The sequence below is a fragment of the Sandaracinobacteroides sayramensis genome, from assembly GCF_022014495.1.
In the GTDB taxonomy this organism is placed as follows: Bacteria; Pseudomonadota; Alphaproteobacteria; order Sphingomonadales; family Sphingomonadaceae; genus Sandaracinobacteroides; species Sandaracinobacteroides sayramense.
The window spans coordinates 40,735-56,823 of record NZ_JAKLSQ010000024.1 but is presented as its reverse complement, the minus strand read 5'-3'; the positions used below and the strand labels follow the sequence as shown (position 1 = coordinate 56,823).

Sequence of the window (16,089 nt, the reverse complement as noted above, 5' to 3'; positions counted from 1 at the left end):
AAATGTTGACGGCCATGATCCTCCTGCCGCTCGCGCTTGCGCTTGTGGTGCTGTTCCTTCCCGGAGACGAGGCGCAGAAGGCGCGCCTCGCGAAGCTTGTCGGCCTCGGGGGAACGCTGCTGCTGTTCGCCATCGGCCTCGTGCTCTGGGCGGGTTTCGACAGCTCGACGGCGGCGTTCCAGTATATCGAGCGGGCCGAGCCGTTCGGCGGCCTGTTCAGCTGGCATCTGGGCGTAGACGGGATCAGCCTGGTGCTGGTGCTGCTGACGCTGTTCCTGATGCCTTTGTGCATCCTCGCCGGCTGGGACAGCGTGAAGACGCGGGTGCCCGAATATATCGCCGCCTTCCTGGCGATGGAGGCGATGACGATCGGCGTCTTCTCGGCCCTCGACATCTTTCTCTTCTACATCTTCTTCGAGGCCGGCCTGATCCCGATGTATCTCATCATCGGCATCTGGGGCGGCAAGCGGCGGATCTACGCCAGCTACAAATTCTTCCTCTACACGCTGCTCGGCTCGGTGCTGATGCTGCTGGCGATGCTGTGGGTGGCGCGCGAGGCCGGCACCACCGACATTCCGGCGCTGATGGCGCACGATTTCCCGCTGCAGGCGCAGACCTGGCTGTGGCTGGCCTTCTTCGCCAGCTTCGCGGTGAAGATGCCGATGTGGCCGGTGCACACCTGGCTGCCCGACGCCCACGTCGAGGCGCCGACCGCCGGCTCGATGATCCTGGCGGGCGTGCTGCTGAAGATGGGGGGCTATGGCTTCATCCGCTTCTCCATCCCGATGTTCCCGGATGCGTCCGTGCAGTTCATGTGGCTGGTGTTCGGGCTGTCGATGGTGGCCGTCGTCTACACCAGTCTCGTCGCGCTGGTGCAGACCGACATGAAGAAGCTGATCGCCTATTCCTCGGTCGCACACATGGCCTTCGTGACCGGCGGCCTGTTCGCGCTGAACACCCAAGGGGTGGAAGGGGCGATGGTGGTGATGCTGGCGCACGGCGTCGTCTCGGCCGCGCTCTTCTTCTGCGTCGGCGTGATCTACGACCGGCTGCACACGCGGGACATCGACCGTTATGGCGGCGTGACCACGAACATGCCGCGCTACGCCGTCTTCTTCCTGCTGTTCACCATGGCCTCGGTCGGGCTTCCCGGCGCCGCCAATTTCGTCGGCGAGTTTCTGGTGCTGAGCGGGGTGTTCCAGGCCGAGACCTGGGTGGCCTTCGTGATGACGACCGGGATCATTCTGGGCGCGGCCTATATGCTCTGGCTGTTCGCGCGGGTGATGTTCGGGGCGCAGAAGAACGCCGATGCGGCGGCGATGCCGGACATGAACGCGCGGGAGTGGGCGATCATGGTGCCGCTGGCCGTGGTGGCCTTGTGGATGGGCATCTATCCCAAGCCCTTCCTGGAGCCGCTGAAGGCGCCGGTCGAAAGCCTGATGGCGCGGGTGGAGCGGGCGAACCCGCCGCAGACGCCGCATACGAAGATCGCGCGCGGCGATGTGCAACTGGCTTCCGCCACGGAACCGGCGCTGGCCGCCGCCGGGCATGAAGATATTTTGCCGGCCGCCGCCGGCGATGGAGACACGAAGTGACGCTCGCGCAATCCCTTGCCATCGGGGCGCCGGAAATCATGCTGGCCGCGGGCGCGATCGTGCTGCTGCTGATCGGTGTCTTTCGCGGCGACGACTCGCTCACCGGCCTTTCCTGGGGCGCGGTCATCCTGTTCGCGCTGACGGCGCTGACGGTGGTGGACGACGCGCCGGACAGGCTGCTGGCCTGGAACGACCTCTATGTCGCCGACAGCCTGTCCGCCTTCCTGAAGATATTGATCCTGGTGGGGGCGGGCGCCTCGGCGCTGATGGCGCTGCCCTATCTGCAGCGGGTGAACGCCAGCCGCTTCGAATTCCCGGTGCTGATCGTGCTGGCGACGCTGGGCATGTTCGTGATGGTGAGCGCGAACAATCTGCTGACGCTCTATGTCGGCCTCGAGTTGATGAGCCTTTCGGCCTATGTGCTGGCGGCCTTCCACCGCGACGAGCAGCGCTCGACGGAAGCGGGCCTCAAATATTTCGTGCTGGGCGCCTTGTCGTCCGGCGTGCTGCTGTATGGTGTCAGCCTGATATACGGTTTCGTCGGCTCCACCGATTTCACCGCGATCGCCGCCGGGCTTTCGGCCGGCGAGGAGCGCAACATGGGGGCGCTGTTCGGGCTGGTGTTCGTGCTGGCGGGACTTGCCTTCAAGGTGTCGGCCGTGCCGTTTCACATGTGGACGCCGGACGTTTACGAAGGCGCGCCGACCCCGGTTTCCGCCTTCTTCGCCTCGGCGCCGAAGATCGCCGCCATGGGCCTGCTGCTGCGCGTGGCGCTGGACGCCTTCCAGGGGCTGGTGGCCGACTGGCGGCAGATCATCATCTTCATGAGCATCGCCTCGATGCTGGTGGGGGCAGTGGGCGCCATCGGCCAGTCCAACGTCAAGCGGCTGCTGGCCTATTCGTCCATCAACAATGTCGGCTTCATGCTGATCGGGCTGGCGGCCGCCAGTTCGGCCGGCGCTTCGGCGGTGCTGCTCTATCTCACCATCTATCTGGTGATGACGGTCGGCTCCTTCCTGGTGGTGCTGGCCCTTTGTGACGCGGATGGCCGCCCGGTGGAAACGCTGGACGATCTGGCCGGGCTCGCCCGCGCGCGGCCCTGGCTGGCGACGGCACTTTCGATCTTCATGCTGTCGCTTGCCGGCCTGCCGCCGCTGTTCGGCTTCATGGCGAAGCTGGCGGTGTTCAACGCCGCGGTCGATTCCGGGCTTTGGCTGCTGGCGGTGCTGGGCGTGCTTTCCAGCGTGATCGCGGCCTATTATTATCTGCGCGTGGTGAAGATCCTGTTCTTCGATCCGCCGGCGGATGTGGTGGTGGCCGACGGGCAGGGCCGGGCTGTCGTCAACAACGGCCTGATGCTGGCGGCGGCGATCTTCTGCTCGCCGATCGGCTATCTGCTGCTGGGGCCGCTTTCCGCCGCCACGCGCGCGGCGGCGGGCAGCCTCTTCTGATCCTTCACCTCGCAGAAACCGGCTCGACCAGCGACTGGATTCGAGCCAATGCCGACAATCTGCGAGACGGCCAGTGGGTTCGCGCCGACCGGCAGACGGCCGGGCGCGGGCGCATGGGGCGGGCCTGGCGGATGCCGGAGGGCAATCTCGCCATGTCCGGCCTGATCCGGCCGCAGCCGGGGGAAGGCAATCCGGCGGAGCTTGGGTTCGTGGCGGCGCTGGCGCTGCACGATCTGGCCGGCTCTCTGCTGGACCCGGCGCTGCTGCAGTTGAAGTGGCCGAACGATGTGCTGCTGGCGGGCGCCAAGATGTCTGGCATCCTGCTGGAGCGGGAAGGCGATGTTCTGATCCTGGGGGTCGGCGTCAATCTGGCCGAGGCGCCGATGCTGCCGGACAGGCCGACCGCGGCGCTTGCCGATTTCGGGGTTGCCGCGGATGCGGCGGCGTTCGGTGAACGGCTGGCCGAAAGCTTCGCGAAACGGCGGGCGCAATGGCGGGGCGAGGGATTCGAGGCCATTCGAACGGACTGGCTGGCGCGGGCACATGCCGTTGGAACGGCGCTTTGGGCGACCGGGCCGGAAGGGCGGATCGAGGGGCGGTTCGCAGGCATCGCCGCCGATGGCGCGCTGCTGCTGGATGCGGCGGGCGGGCGGCGGCATGTGATTCACGCGGGCGATATTTGGGGCGCGCCGCCGCCCCGGGAGGATGGCTGATGCTTCTGGCGATAGACGTTGGCAACACCAACATCATGTTCGCGCTGGTGGAGGGCGAGGCGATCCGTTGGCGCTGGCGGATCGCGACCGACAGCAAGCGCACGGCGGACGAATATGCCGTGTGGCTGAACCAGTCGATGCAGATGGAGGGGGTGGAGCGTTCGGCGATCCGCGACGTGGTGATCGCCAGCGTCGTTCCGCAGACGCTGTTCAACCTGCGTGGCCTTTCCCGCCGCTTCGCCAATGTGGAGCCGCTGGTGGTGGGCGCGCCGGGGGTGGATTATGGCATGCCCGTGAACCTGCCGAACCCGGCGGAAGTGGGCGCCGACCGGATCGTGAACGCGGTGGCGGCGCATCTGCAATGGCCGGGCGACCTCATCATCATAGATTTCGGCACCGCCACCACCTTCGACGTGGTTTCCGCCGCCGGTGGTTATGAGGGCGGGGTGATCGCGCCGGGCATCAATCTTTCCATGGACGCGCTCTACCAGGCGGCGGCGAAGCTGCCGCGCATCGCCGTCGAGCCGCCGCCGGAAGGGCGGGGGGTGATCGGCAAGGGCACCGTGCACGCGATGCAGTCGGGCGTGTTCTGGGGTTATGTGGGCTTGATCGAAGGCCTCGTGAAGCGCATGCAGGCGGAAATCGGCCGACCCACCACGGTGATCGCGACGGGCGGCCTCGCAACGCTCTTCAGCCGTCATAGCGACGCAATCCAGCATGTGGACCCGGACTTGACGGTGAAGGGCCTCGTCCGGATTCACGCGCGCAACCGCAAGGATTAGGAATTGAAACCAGGCGATGAATTGATCTTCCTGCCGCTGGGCGGCTCGGGGGAGATCGGCATGAACGTCAATCTCTACGGCTGTCGCGGCAAATGGATCATGTGCGACCTGGGCATGACCTTCGGCGACCCTTCGCTGCCGGGGATCGAGCTGGTGCTGCCCGACCTGCAGTTCATCGAGGACCGGCGCGAGGATCTGCTGGGCGTGCTGCTGACGCATGGCCATGAGGACCATATCGGCGCCATCCCCTATCTGGCGGGCGATCTGGGCGTGCCGCTGTATGCGACCCCTTTCACAGCCGGGCTGATCCGCCGCAAGCTGGAGGATGAGGGGTTGGCGGGCGACGTGAAGCTGAATGTGGTGCCGATGGGCGGCGAGGTGGCGCTGGGGCCGTTCCGCGCCCGCTATGTGGCGCTGGCGCACAGCATTCCCGAAGGCAATGGGCTGGTGATCGACACGCCGCACGGCCGGCTGTTCCACACCGGCGACTGGAAGCTGGACGACCGGCCGATCCTGGGCGACCCGGCGAGCGCCGAGGAACTGATGGCGATCGGCGCCAATGGCGGGGAGGGCACGCTGGCGCTGGTGGGCGACTCCACCAATGTCTTCAATCCCTTGCCCTCCGGATCGGAAAGCCAGGTGTTCGACGGGCTGATGCAGCTGGTGAAGAGCCGCCGCAGGGGCCGCGTGCTGGTGACCACCTTCGCTTCCAACGCCACAAGGCTGCACACGCTGGGGGAAGTGGCGAAGGCGACCGGGCGGCGGCTGGTGCTGGTGGGGCGCTCGCTGGAGCGAATCCTGCAAGTGGCGAAGGCGACCGGCTATCTGCGCGACTTCCCCGAGCCGATGAGCTGGGAGGCGGCCGCCTCGCACCCGCCCGAAAAGCTGCTGCTGGTGGCGACGGGCACGCAGGGCGAGCCGCAGGCGGCGCTGGCCCGCATCGCCGAGGGCACCCACCCGATCAAGCTGGAAGCGGGCGACCTCGTCGTTTATTCCTCCAAGCAGATTCCGGGCAATGAACTGGCGATCGGCCGGGTGCAGAATGCGCTGGCGGCGCGCGGAATCGAGATTATCGGCGACCGGCAGGCGCATGTGCATGTGTCGGGCCACCCCGGGCGGCCGGAACTGGAAGCGATGTATGGCTGGATAAGGCCCCGGATCGCCGTGCCGGTGCATGGCGAGCGCCGGCATATGGAAGAGCATGCCCGAATCGCGCTGGAAGCCGGCGTGCCGCAGGCGATCGTGCCGGTGAACGGCGCCGCCATCCGGCTGGCGCCCGGCAAGCCGGAAGTGGTGAGCCATGAGCCCCATGGCCGGCTGGTGCTGGACGGCGATGTGATCCTGCCGGCCGATGGCGCCACCATCGCCAGTCGCCGCAAGATGGCGTGGTCAGGCCATATGGTGGTGACCCTGGTGGTGGGCGGCAAGGGCAGGCTGGCGGCGGAGCCGGTGGTGATCGCCAAGGGCGTGCCGGTGGAAGAGGATGAGGAAGCCTTTCTGGCGGAGGCCGTAGAGGCCGCCGCCACCACCTTCGCCAAGGTGGGCCTGAAGGACCGGCGGCGGCTGGAGGACGAACTGAAGATCGCGGTGCGCCGCGTGGCGCGGCAGTGGACGGGGAAGAAGCCCCCGACCGACGTGCAGATCATCAGCGTCTAGGCGGCCGGCCATGCCCTGGTATTCCGCGCTGGCGATCTACTTCCTGTTCTGGGTGTTCACCCTGTTCTTGGTGCTGCCCTATGGCGTGAAGACCTCCGCCGAGCTGGGCGAGGCGGAAGTGCCGGGGCAGGCGCCGAGCGCTCCGCATTCGGTTTCGATGCCGAGGAAGCTGTTGTGGACGACACTTATTTCCGCGCTGCTGTTCGGTCTGTTCTGGCTGAACTGGGAGTTCGGGTGGATCACGCGGGCGGATTTGGAAACGGTTACGCTGTTTTGAGGACAGGAATAAAGATAAATTCAATTAATTAAACTGACAATTAAATATATAAACTCACTGCGGCCATGAAAAATTAAATCTTCTTTTGTAATAATTTTCATATAAATAGGTGAGATCTTCCTCCCAATCTGCTACTGCAATATCCATATTAGCTGAACGCTTGCTTTTTGCATTTCTCGAAAACCGCGCCAATTCCTCAGCAAGTCGCTTAAGGCGTTGTGGCGAACGGCTATCACCCCATGCTTTCATATAGTTTATATCGTTTACAGGTGGGAGATCACTTGTAAAAACAGCATCCAAAATTTGTTGTCGAGTGTGTGAGCTTTCCCCATCGACAGCACCCACTTGATAGCCCATGAATTTGAGAAGACCTTGCTCTCTATAGTCAATGGAGCTTGAACCAGCACCGCTTCCTGCTTTCGTAGATGGCCAGCGAAAATAGTCGGCAGGCGTTTTTGCATAACGTGCACGTTTTGCCCATTCGTCCAATAGGGCTTTTCGAAATCTTATAATCTGAGGGTTGTTATTTGGATGGCGTACGGCATTCAACCACTGTTGTCTAAGTTCACTCATTGTCCTATTTGGAAGACCGTCTATTAGATTATCAATAGTGTTTGAAGAAAAATAGGAAGAATTTGATCCGGTCGAAGTATATTTAGACTTCTTGGATTTTTTCGATTTTTCCCCTTTCGATTTCTGTTTATTATTGTAATATGAAGTGTTCTTTTCTGTCGCTTTTTTCGAAGAGTCGTTGGCGCCATCCGATTTTGCTGAATGCGCTGGTTGTCTCATATATTTTATGGATGTGCTTGGTGGTGGTGAAGACGCGCCGTAGGTCTTGCTATTTTCCTCACTCCCGGAGCCTTGTTCGGATAGCCGTTCTTTTGCTCCTGTTGAAGATGGGCGTCGTAATAGACGTCGTAACTGACCGAGTATCCATTCAATCACACGAAGCCACCTCTAAAATCCTTAATTTAAATATTTATCGTTAGTTTATAGTATATTTTCATAAGATATTCAATATGCTTCCTATTTTGGAAGTATCTTCCCCAACAAATCCGCCGGCGACAAGATGGTCACGCCTTCGAATGGCGGTATCTCCAGCAAATCCCTGTCACCGCTCACCAGCCAGCGTGCTGTGCCGGCGATTGCTGTTTGCACGAACATGTCGTCGTTAGGGTCGCGGCTGGGGGCGGGTGTGGATATTTGGCTTATGTCGGCCCAGTCGGCGATGGCGCTGAAGTCGTGCAGCAGTTGGTTACGCCGCTCGATCGTCAGATATTTGTCGAACTTCGGGCGCCACAGGCGAGTCCGGAATTCCGTGAAGGTTTCCTCGGAGAAAAGCAGACGCCCGTACGCGATCACCCAAAGCGTGACTTGAGCTGGAGGGGAATTCGCGGCAAGCGCCGCGCTGATCAGGACATTGGTGTCGAGGACGAAAGCTTCACCCTTCATCGGCGAGCAGGCGGTCAAGCTCGTCGGCCGTCAACCCCTTGTCGGCGGCTTCGCGGGCGGTTTCCTGCAAGTTGCGCGCAAGCCGGTCTGCATAGAAGGCGCGCATGGCAGCATAATCCGCCGCCGAAACCATCACGCTCACGACCCTGTTGCGGCGCGTCACCCGAACGGGTTCGCGCTGCACCCGGTCGATCAGCTCGCCGAAGCGGGTTTTGGCTTCATTCGCAGTGATGGTTTGCATAGTGGCTTCCAAATGGGCGAATCGTTCGATTCGGTCGGTTGGAAGATAGGGTGTGCGTGGGTCTTTTGCAACGAATCGGCGGCATAAGATTTGCGCGCGCCGCTCCCCCTCCCCGACCCTCCCCCCGATGGGGGGAGGGAGAAGGTTTCGTTCAGTTTTCCAGAACCTCGCTCAGCGCCGCCGCCAGCCGGCCCTGATCGGACCCTTGCATCGCCGCCGCAAGCGCCGGGGCCTGGCCTTCGAAGCGGCGGATCAGGGCTTCGAAGGCGGCGCTGTAGTCGCGGGCGGTGCGGGCGAATTCGGGGTCGTTTTCCAGAAGCGCGCGCAGCTCCTTCGCTTCGCGCTTTTCCAGCAGCGACAGCGCGCGGCGGTTGAAGAGCCCGCGCTCGCCCTTGCGCCACTGCGCCCAGTCGACGTCGTCCATCGGCCGGCCGAGCGCCGAAGCGATGGAGACCGACGAACTGGAGAGCCGGTCGGTCAGCAGGGCGGCGGCGGCCAGCAGGTCCGCCTGTTGCGCGTCCTCGAACTTGCTGACCCGCTCGCTGGTCTTTTCCTCCAGCAGCTTCAGCGTGTTGGCCAAGGCGGCCATGCTGCCGGCGGTGCGTTCGGCGGCGGCGGCGGCGGCGGCTTCGGCTTCGCGGGCGCGCTGCGCGACCGGTTCCGCGAAGCTGCGGCGCATCGCCTCGTCGGCGGCGGTGGAGAGGCTTTCACGCGCTTCGGCCAGCAGGCCGTCCAGCATCTCGCGCATGGTGCCGGTGGTCTGCGTGGCGACTTCGCGCACGCGGGCCATGGCGTCGACTAGGCGGGTGGCGGCCGAAAGCGAGGTGTCGCGCGTCTGCTCCTCCACTTCGCCGATGAGGGTGCGGGCCTGTTGCAGCTCCACCACCAGCGCCTGGCCGGCGGCTTCGATGGCGTTGCGCTGGCTGCTGTAATCGGCGCTGGCGGCGTCGAGCGCGGCGCGGGTTTCGGCGACCGGGTCGGCGAGCGAGAGGGCGCGGGCGTGGGCGGCGTCGAGCGCGCGGATCAGGTCATTGAGGTCCGAGGCCAGCGTCTCGGCGGCGCGGCTGGCGTGGACGGTGCGTTCCGGAATGGTCTGGCCCAGCACATCGACGGTCTGCAGCGCGGTTTCGCGCAGCGAAAGCACGGCGGTTTCCAGTTCCTGCGCCGCGCCCTGCGTGTCTTTCAGCGGCTGCGTCAGCTGGTTCAGTTCGCTGCTGACATCCTGCACGCGGGCGGAAAGCCGGTCCAGCGAGGTGCGGCTGGTTTCGCTGCTGTGGGCGAGGCGGGCGTCGAGCAACTGGAAGGCGCGCTCGCCCGAAGTGGCCAGCGATTCGGTGATCGCGGTCTGCGCTTTCAGCCGGCCCTCGATCGCCTCCGCCCGTTCGCCGAGGGCATCGAGGCGCGCGGACAATTGCCCGGCCGAGGCGCTGGCGAGTGATTCGAGGCGGCCATAGGCGTCGGTCAGTTGCTGCACCATGGATTCGCCCTGGCGGGACAGGGTGTCGCGCTTGGCGACCAGCGTGTTTTCCAGCACTTCGAACAGGCTGTCCGCCTCGCCGCGAATGGCGCGGATTCCCGCCTCGCTCTGGCTGCGGCTGCGTTCGGCCTGGGCTTCCAGCTGCGCCAGCGCCTGGGTGAGGGCGCCCGTGCTGCTTTCGCCCTGGCTGCCGAGAAGGCCCAGCCTTTCGCCCAAGGTGCAGGCGGCGAGCTCCGCGCGGCTGGCCTGCGCCTCGGCTTCCGAGCCGGTCGCCGCCAGCGTTCCACGCAGAGTCTCGGCGGCCTCGACGGCGTCGGGCACGATCGCTTGCAGCGAGCGGCTGGCGTCGGTCGCGGCGGCGCTGGCGTTGGCCAGATCCTGCACCAGCTTCTGCGCGGCTTTCGACTGCGCTTCCAGCGCGGCGGCGGCGTTGGCCAGCCCCTCCAGCTCGCCGGCGAGCGAACCGCGCAGCGCCTCGATGCGGGTGGCGACGCCCGACAGGCGGCTTTCGGTTTCCTCCAGCGAATCGGGCGCGCGCAGGGTCGGCAGCCGCTCGCGGTTGCTGAGCGCCGAGGCCAGCGCATAGAGCGCGGCTACCGGCGACAGCAGGATCGCCATGATCTGCAGAATGTCGGACACGCTGTCGGGCTGGAAACCTTCCCGGAAAAGCGACCAGCTTGCGAAGACGAGCCAAACCAGCGACAACAGGCTCACGACTAGGAAAGACGTTCGGATCGACGTCGTTTCTTCAGGCATGTCCGTCACTTCCTCAAACTGTTTGCCCCCGGAACTGAGCGTCAGCACCCGTGCCGGGCGTTAACGATTGCTCCGGCTTCCGCCTGCCTCAGAGCGCGGGCTGCTGCAAGCGCGAACAGGGTTAGCGGCAGGATTTCCCATATCCAGTAGAGCATAGGCTGTTGCAGAAGCACTGCCAGCCAGATTGCGATCGTGCGACCGTTGGCGCTGAGCGGCGACATCCAGCGCAGGGTGCGGGCGGCGGCCGGCTGCCACTGGGCCAGCATCCGTTCCCGTTCGGCGGGGGAGGCGTTCTGGAGGGCGACATCCAGCGGGCGCGCCCGATTGCCCAGCAGCGCCTCGCCGCGATTGTAGAGTCGTTCCACGAAGCCGCCGGCTTCCGGGCGGGCCACGGGTTCGAATCGGCCGGAGAGGCGGCGGATGTAGGTCGCCCGCTCCCCTTCGTAGAATTGCGACTGCAGCGCGTGNGGTGGCATAGTCGGCGACTCCGTCCAGCAGGCGGCCGATGTCGCTGGTCCTGCCGGTGGCGCGGGCCAGTTGCCCGTCCAGCCCGTCCATCACATGCCAGCCGATCATCAGCGCGAAGCCGAGCGTGGCGAAGCGCCAGTCCTGCCAGTGGAGATAGGCGAGGCCGGCGAGGAGGCCGAAGCCCAGTCCGGCGCCCGTGACGGCATTGGGGTGGATCCCCAGCCGGATCGCCGATGGAAGCAGCCCAGCGGCGACTGGATGGACGAGGAACCGGTTGGACAGTGGTTCGATTTCGACAGGGCGTGCAGATTGCATGGAAGTGTCACACTGCGCACGACCTTTCCCGCTGGCAAGCCCGAACGGCGCCGGTTAAGGACGGCTGCCATGGGATTCATCGCATTGTTGATGGCCGGCGAAAGCCTGCCCGGAGAACAGCCGTCAGGGCTGGGGCAGGTGGGGGGCATCAGCCTGCTGGAGCGGCAGGTGCGCATGGCCCTGAAGGCCGGCGCGAAGGCGGTGTGGCTGGTGGCGCCGGCGCTGCCTTCCGATCTTGCGGCCAGGCTCTCGGACGATCCCAGGCTCTGGCGGGTGCCGACGGCGGAGGCGCTGGGCGAGCGGCTGGCCGGCGAGACGCGGAGCGTGCTGCATCTGGCGCCGGGCCTGCTGATAGACGAGCGGCTGGTCAGCCATCTGGTGACGGATCGCGCGGCGCCGGCCTTGCTGGCCTTCGGCGGCGCAGCGCCCGCGGGCGCGGAGCGGCTGGATTCCGAGACGCATTGGGCCGGCGCCGCGCTGCTGCCCGCGGCACTGGTCGCGGAGGTGGCCGCCGATCTCGGCGATTGGGAATTGTCGGGCACATTGGTGCGCGCCGCCGTGGAGGCGGGGGCGGGGCGGCTGATCGTCGAGGAGATACCGACCTATGCGCCGGCGCGTCGCCGCGATGCGCCGATGATCTGGGCGCGGCCGCAGGACGAGGCGGGACGGGCGAAGGCGACCGAATCGCTGATCGCCGCCGCGCAGAAGGGCTGCCTCGACTGGCCGGCGCGGTTCATCCACCCGCCGGTCGAGAATGCGCTCGTGCGGCTGCTGATGAACACCCCCGTCAGCCCGAACATGGTGACGCTTTTCACCGGCGTGCTGGGCTTTGCCGCCATCTGGCTGTTCGCCGTGGGGCAGCCGATGTGGGCGCTGGCGCTGGTGCTGATCGTCGGGCCTCTGGACGGCGTGGACGGGAAGCTGGCGCGGGTGCGCCACCAGTTCTCGCGCTGGGGCGACCTGGAGCATGTGCTGGACAAGGTGCTGGAATATGGCTGGTTCCTGGCGCTCGCCGTCTGGCTGTCGAAAAGCCACGGGCTTGCCGCCTGGCTGGCGGCGGGGGGAATCATCATCTTCGCGCTGGCGGAAGCCGCCTCCGGCGAGTTCTTCCGGCGCTTTTCGGGCCGCCAGCTGGACGACTGGGGGCCGTTCGAGCGGCGGTTCCGGCTGATTGGCGGCCGCCGGAACACCTTTTTCTGGACCCTGTTGCCTTTCGGTCTGGCAGGTGCCTGGTGGCCGGGTTTCCTGATGATTCTGGCTTATGCCGCAATCACTTTCGCCGTGACCCAATGGCGCTTCTGCCATGCGATCGGCGCCTATGGACGCAGCGTCAGCGAGGAGGTTCGTCGCAATTTCGCCGGAACCGCTTATGATTTCTTGCCGAAGGCCGACCCAGAAGCTAGTTGAAGAATTGTTTCGATTTTCTGACAACGATTTCCAGCAATGGTTTCCGGCAGCCAGGCAGGCTGTTTTCTGAAAGGATGGTTCCCCCTTAATGACACCCATCAATGTCGCGATTGCGGGCGTTGGCAACTGTGCCAGCTCGCTCGTTCAGGGGATCGCCCATTATTCCAACGGTGGCGCCAATGAAGCCATCGGACTCAGCCACTGGGATGTCGGCGGCTGGCGCCCGAAGGATCTGCGCATCGTGGCCGCCTTCGATGTGGACCGCCGCAAGGTCGGCCTCGACGTGGCGGAGGCGATCTTCGCCAAGCCCAATTGCACCACCATCTTCTGCGACCATGTCGCGCCGACCGGCACCCTCGTGCGGATGGGGCCAGTGCTGGACGGCGTGGCGCCGCACATGCTGGAGGCTTCCGAGGACCGCAGCTTCCGCGTGGCCGATGCGGCGCAGCCGAACCTCGACGATGTGATCGAGACGCTGAAGCGCAGCGAGACGCATGTGCTGATGAACTATCTGCCGGTCGGCAGCCAGAAGGCGACGGAATTCTACGCCGAGGCGGCGCTGAAGGCCGGAGTCGCCTTCGTGAACAACATCCCCGTGTTCATCGCCAGCAATCCCGACTGGGCGAAGCGCTTCGCGGAAGCCGGCGTGCCGCTGATCGGCGACGACATCAAGGCGCAGCTGGGGGCGACCATCGTCCACCGCACGCTGACCGACCTGTTCGCGCGCCGGGGAGTCCGCCTCGACCGCACCTATCAGCTGAACACCGGCGGCAACACCGACTTCCTGAACATGCTGGCCCGCGACCGGCTGGAATCGAAGAAGAAATCGAAGACGGAAGCCGTGCAGTCGGCCACCGACCGGCGGCTGGACGACGACAATATCCATGTCGGCCCGTCCGACTATGTGGCCTGGCAGAACGACAACAAGGTCTGCTTCCTGCGCATGGAAGGGCAATTGTTCGGGGGCGTGCCGATGAACATCGAGCTTCGCCTGTCGGTGGAGGACAGCCCGAACTCGGCCGGGGTTGCCATCGACCTCATCCGTTGCGCGGCGCTCGCCCGCGCGCGCGGGATCGGCGGGGTGATTTCCGCTCCGGCCTCGTCCTTCTGCAAGCATCCGCCCGTGCAGCTCGCGGATTCCGAGGCGCATCGCCAGCTGGAGGCTTTCATCCGGGGCGAGGAGCTGGATGCGGTGCCGGCGGCCGTCACCCGTCACTGATCCGCAATAAAGCGACCCTAGTCCGGCCGGATGACGACCGCCGTGTCGGGCCCTGCGGCCATCATTCTTGCAGCGGGCGCAGGTTCCCGCCTGCGCTCCGTCGCGCCCGTGAAGCCGCTGGTGGATGTGGGCGGGCGGCCGCTGATCGCCCATGCCCTGGCGGCGATGCAGGCGGGCGGCGCGGCGCGGGCGGTGGTGGTGCTGGGCTATCGGGCGGAGGCGATCGAGGCGGCGGCGGCGTCGGCAGCATCGGGCGCCGGACTGCCGGTGGACTTCGTGCACAATCCGCATTGGGAAACCACGCCCAATGGCGTTTCCCTGCTGGCGGCGCGGGCGCATATCGGCCCTGGCAGCCTGCTGATGATGGCGGACCATCTGCTGTCGCCGCAACTGGTGCGGCGGCTGGTGGAGGGGGCGGCATTGCCTCTGGCGCTGGGCGTGGACCGGCGGCTCGGCCATCCCCATGTCGACGAGGCGGACGTCACCCGGGTGCGGACCGGGGATGGGCGGATTCGCGCCATCGGCAAGCATCTGGCGGTTTACGACTGCTATGACACCGGGCTGTTCCGCATCGGCCCGGAACTGGTCTCGGCGCTGGACAGCCTCCGTTCGCCGGGCCTGTCGGACGGTGTGTCCATATTGGCTGGGGCCGGACTTGCGCAGGCGGTGGATATTGGCGATGCCCCCTGGCTGGATGTGGACGATGCGCGCGCGCTGAAGCTGGCGCGCGACGAGTGGAGAGCGGCATGAGAAGGCTTGCGGCGCTGTTCCTGCTGATGGCAGCGCCGGCCGCCGCTGATCCATGGGTCGGCCCGGGGGATGCGCGGTTGCGCACCGATATCGAGCTTCTGCGCGCGCATGGCTATATCGTCGGGCCGATCGACGCCTGGCCCTTGCCCTGGTCGCAGATCAACCGCGGCCTGCAGCGGGCGCAAGCGGACGGTGCCTTGCCCCCGCATCTGGCCGCCGCCGTGGGGCGGGTGCGCACGCTTTCCGAGTTCGCCGGCCGCAAGACGCATTTCGAGCTGCGGGCGTCGGCCACCAACGAGGCGGCGCTGGTCCGCACCTTCGACCGGGTGGCGCGCAACCGGGCGGATGCCTCGGTTTCCGCCTCGCACGATCTGGGCAATCTGCACGTCACCTGGGGCGGAAGCTGGCAGAGCGACGGCAACGACGGCCGCCCGGCGACGCAGCATGGCAATGGCTTCGCGCCCGACCCCAGCTATGTGGCGCTGCGGCTGGGCAGCAACTGGGCACTTTACGGCGGCTGGTTCGACAATTGGTGGGGGGCCGGGCACGACGGCGCCATGTTGTTCTCCAGCAGCGCCCGGCCGATGCCGCGCGTGGGATTCCGCCGGCTGGAGCCTTTCAATATCGACTTTCCGCTACTCCGCTGGCTGGGGCCGGTGACGTTCGACATGTTCGTGGGGATAGCCGACGAGCAGCGGGATTTCGACAATCCGGCGATGATCGGCATGCGCTTCGCCTTCCAGCCGACCCCCTGGTTCGAGATCGGCCTGAACCGGGGGCTGCAGCTTTGCGGCAGCGGCCGGCCCTGCGACGCGCGGACCATCGGCAAAGCGCTGATCGGTTTCGGGGATTTCGACAACACCGGAACGCTGGACGAACCGGGGAACCAGCTGGCCGGTTTCGACATGAGCTACCGCCGGCCGATCGGTGATACCGGGCAGATATTGAAGCTGCATTTCGCCACCACCGCCGAGGATGCCGACAATATCCTGATCGAGCAGTTCGCCCGGCAGATCGGCGCCGGGATTTCCGGGCCGGTAGGCAAGGATGGGGCGCTTCTGGACGCGGGCTTCGAATATGTGGACAGTCAGGCCGCGAAATTCTTCGGCCGGCTGATGGGAAGCAGCGCCTATCCGGGGTCCACATATAATAATTTCATCTATTATGACGGCTGGACTTACGGCCGCCGGCCGATCGGCCATTCGCTCGATGGCGACGCGCGGGCGCTGACCATGCATCTGGCGTTGACCGACACCCGGAACCGCCGCTGGAATCTGGCGGCGCGGCATATCATGCTGAATCTGAACAATTATGAGACTTACCGGATTTCGCAGAAGCGCGAGGAGATCGTGCAGTGGGAAGGCGGCGTGAACTGGCCGACCCGCATCGGCGATGTGAAGGCCGCCACCCGTCTGCAATATAACGCCCCGAACACGCCGACGCGCGATCCGTTCCTGGTGCAGGGCGAGATCAGCTGGACGACGCGCTTCTAGGTTCCCGCTTCCAGGCTGGGGCCACCTGTTCCCC

15 protein-coding genes are annotated in these 16,089 nt (G+C 65.4%); 10 read left to right on the top strand and 5 right to left on the bottom strand.

Annotated elements, in window-relative coordinates:
* Positions 1–2: 2 nt before the first annotated feature.
* From L6Q21_RS15520 to L6Q21_RS15495, 6 genes are read left to right on the top strand one after another with little or no spacing between them, the layout of a single operon-like run.
* A complete protein-coding gene (locus L6Q21_RS15520) occupies positions 3–1,595 on the top strand; it encodes an NADH-quinone oxidoreductase subunit M (protein ID WP_237831656.1) in 1,593 nt (530 codons plus the stop codon).
* Complete coding sequence (nuoN, locus tag L6Q21_RS15515) at positions 1,592–3,046, top strand: NADH-quinone oxidoreductase subunit NuoN (protein ID WP_237831655.1); 1,455 nt, start codon at positions 1,592–1,594, stop codon at positions 3,044–3,046. The genes L6Q21_RS15520 and nuoN overlap by 4 nt, the downstream gene beginning before the upstream one ends.
* Complete coding sequence (locus L6Q21_RS15510; RefSeq protein ID WP_237831772.1) at positions 3,043–3,759, top strand: biotin--[acetyl-CoA-carboxylase] ligase; 717 nt, start codon at positions 3,043–3,045, stop codon at positions 3,757–3,759. The genes nuoN and L6Q21_RS15510 overlap by 4 nt, the downstream gene beginning before the upstream one ends.
* Positions 3,759–4,541: a type III pantothenate kinase gene (locus L6Q21_RS15505; protein WP_237831654.1), complete on the top strand. Its 783-nt coding sequence runs from the start codon at positions 3,759–3,761 to the stop codon at positions 4,539–4,541. The genes L6Q21_RS15510 and L6Q21_RS15505 overlap by 1 nt, the downstream gene beginning before the upstream one ends.
* 3 nt (positions 4,542–4,544) lie before the next feature.
* Positions 4,545–6,197, top strand: a complete 1,653-nt coding sequence (locus tag L6Q21_RS15500) for a ribonuclease J (protein WP_237831653.1) — start codon at positions 4,545–4,547, stop codon at positions 6,195–6,197.
* 10 nt (positions 6,198–6,207) lie between these two features.
* Complete coding sequence (locus L6Q21_RS15495) at positions 6,208–6,474, top strand: DUF1467 family protein (RefSeq protein WP_237831652.1); 267 nt, start codon at positions 6,208–6,210, stop codon at positions 6,472–6,474.
* A gap of 54 nt (positions 6,475–6,528) precedes the next feature.
* On the opposite strand, the gene L6Q21_RS15490 is transcribed toward L6Q21_RS15495, so the two are convergent.
* From L6Q21_RS15490 to L6Q21_RS18270, 5 genes are all read right to left on the bottom strand, one after another.
* Positions 6,529–7,422, bottom strand: a complete 894-nt coding sequence (locus L6Q21_RS15490) for a hypothetical protein (RefSeq protein ID WP_237831651.1) — start codon at positions 7,420–7,422, stop codon at positions 6,529–6,531.
* An 81-nt stretch (positions 7,423–7,503) separates the two neighbouring features.
* Entirely contained in the window at positions 7,504–7,929 is a 426-nt protein-coding gene (locus L6Q21_RS15485) for a putative toxin-antitoxin system toxin component, PIN family (protein WP_237831650.1), read from the bottom strand.
* On the bottom strand, positions 7,919–8,170 hold the full coding sequence (locus L6Q21_RS15480; protein WP_237831649.1) for a type II toxin-antitoxin system prevent-host-death family antitoxin: 252 nt from the start codon (positions 8,168–8,170) through the stop codon (positions 7,919–7,921). The genes L6Q21_RS15485 and L6Q21_RS15480 overlap by 11 nt, the downstream gene beginning before the upstream one ends.
* Positions 8,171–8,321: 151 nt before the next feature.
* Complete coding sequence (locus tag L6Q21_RS15475; protein WP_237831648.1) at positions 8,322–10,403, bottom strand: coiled-coil domain-containing protein; 2,082 nt, start codon at positions 10,401–10,403, stop codon at positions 8,322–8,324.
* A gap of 60 nt (positions 10,404–10,463) precedes the next feature.
* Positions 10,464–11,057: a CDP-alcohol phosphatidyltransferase family protein gene (locus L6Q21_RS18270; protein WP_418895835.1), complete on the bottom strand. Its 594-nt coding sequence runs from the start codon at positions 11,055–11,057 to the stop codon at positions 10,464–10,466.
* Between L6Q21_RS18270 and L6Q21_RS15470 the strand changes: the two genes are divergently transcribed.
* The 4 genes from L6Q21_RS15470 (at position 10,965) to L6Q21_RS15455 (ending at position 16,055) form a co-directional block, all read left to right on the top strand.
* Positions 10,965–12,593 (top strand): CDP-alcohol phosphatidyltransferase family protein, encoded by a 1,629-nt coding sequence (locus tag L6Q21_RS15470; RefSeq protein WP_237831647.1) that lies wholly within the window; start codon positions 10,965–10,967, stop codon positions 12,591–12,593. The genes L6Q21_RS18270 and L6Q21_RS15470 overlap by 93 nt on opposite strands.
* 88 nt (positions 12,594–12,681) lie before the next feature.
* Entirely contained in the window at positions 12,682–13,812 is a 1,131-nt protein-coding gene (locus tag L6Q21_RS15465; protein WP_237831646.1) for an inositol-3-phosphate synthase, read from the top strand.
* Positions 13,813–13,854: 42 nt separating this feature from the next.
* Positions 13,855–14,562, top strand: coding sequence for a phosphocholine cytidylyltransferase family protein (locus L6Q21_RS15460; RefSeq protein WP_237831645.1), 708 nt, complete (start codon positions 13,855–13,857; stop codon positions 14,560–14,562).
* Positions 14,559–16,055, top strand: coding sequence for a capsule assembly Wzi family protein (locus L6Q21_RS15455; protein WP_237831644.1), 1,497 nt, complete (start codon positions 14,559–14,561; stop codon positions 16,053–16,055). The genes L6Q21_RS15460 and L6Q21_RS15455 overlap by 4 nt, the downstream gene beginning before the upstream one ends.
* Positions 16,056–16,089: the final 34 nt, after the last annotated feature.

Coding starts and splice junctions, on each gene's coding strand:
- L6Q21_RS15475 (WP_237831648.1), bottom strand. CDS start 10,403: ATGCCTGAAGAAACGACGTCGATCCGAACGTCTTTCCTAGTCGTGAGC.
- L6Q21_RS15520 (WP_237831656.1), top strand. CDS start 3: ATGTTGACGGCCATGATCCTCCTGCCGCTCGCGCTTGCGCTTGTGGTG.
- L6Q21_RS15495 (WP_237831652.1), top strand. CDS start 6,208: ATGCCCTGGTATTCCGCGCTGGCGATCTACTTCCTGTTCTGGGTGTTC.
- L6Q21_RS15485 (WP_237831650.1), bottom strand. CDS start 7,929: ATGAAGGGTGAAGCTTTCGTCCTCGACACCAATGTCCTGATCAGCGCG.
- L6Q21_RS15505 (WP_237831654.1), top strand. CDS start 3,759: ATGCTTCTGGCGATAGACGTTGGCAACACCAACATCATGTTCGCGCTG.
- L6Q21_RS15470 (WP_237831647.1), top strand. CDS start 10,965: ATGCCAGCCGATCATCAGCGCGAAGCCGAGCGTGGCGAAGCGCCAGTC.
- L6Q21_RS15465 (WP_237831646.1), top strand. CDS start 12,682: ATGACACCCATCAATGTCGCGATTGCGGGCGTTGGCAACTGTGCCAGC.
- L6Q21_RS15480 (WP_237831649.1), bottom strand. CDS start 8,170: ATGCAAACCATCACTGCGAATGAAGCCAAAACCCGCTTCGGCGAGCTG.
- L6Q21_RS15455 (WP_237831644.1), top strand. CDS start 14,559: ATGAGAAGGCTTGCGGCGCTGTTCCTGCTGATGGCAGCGCCGGCCGCC.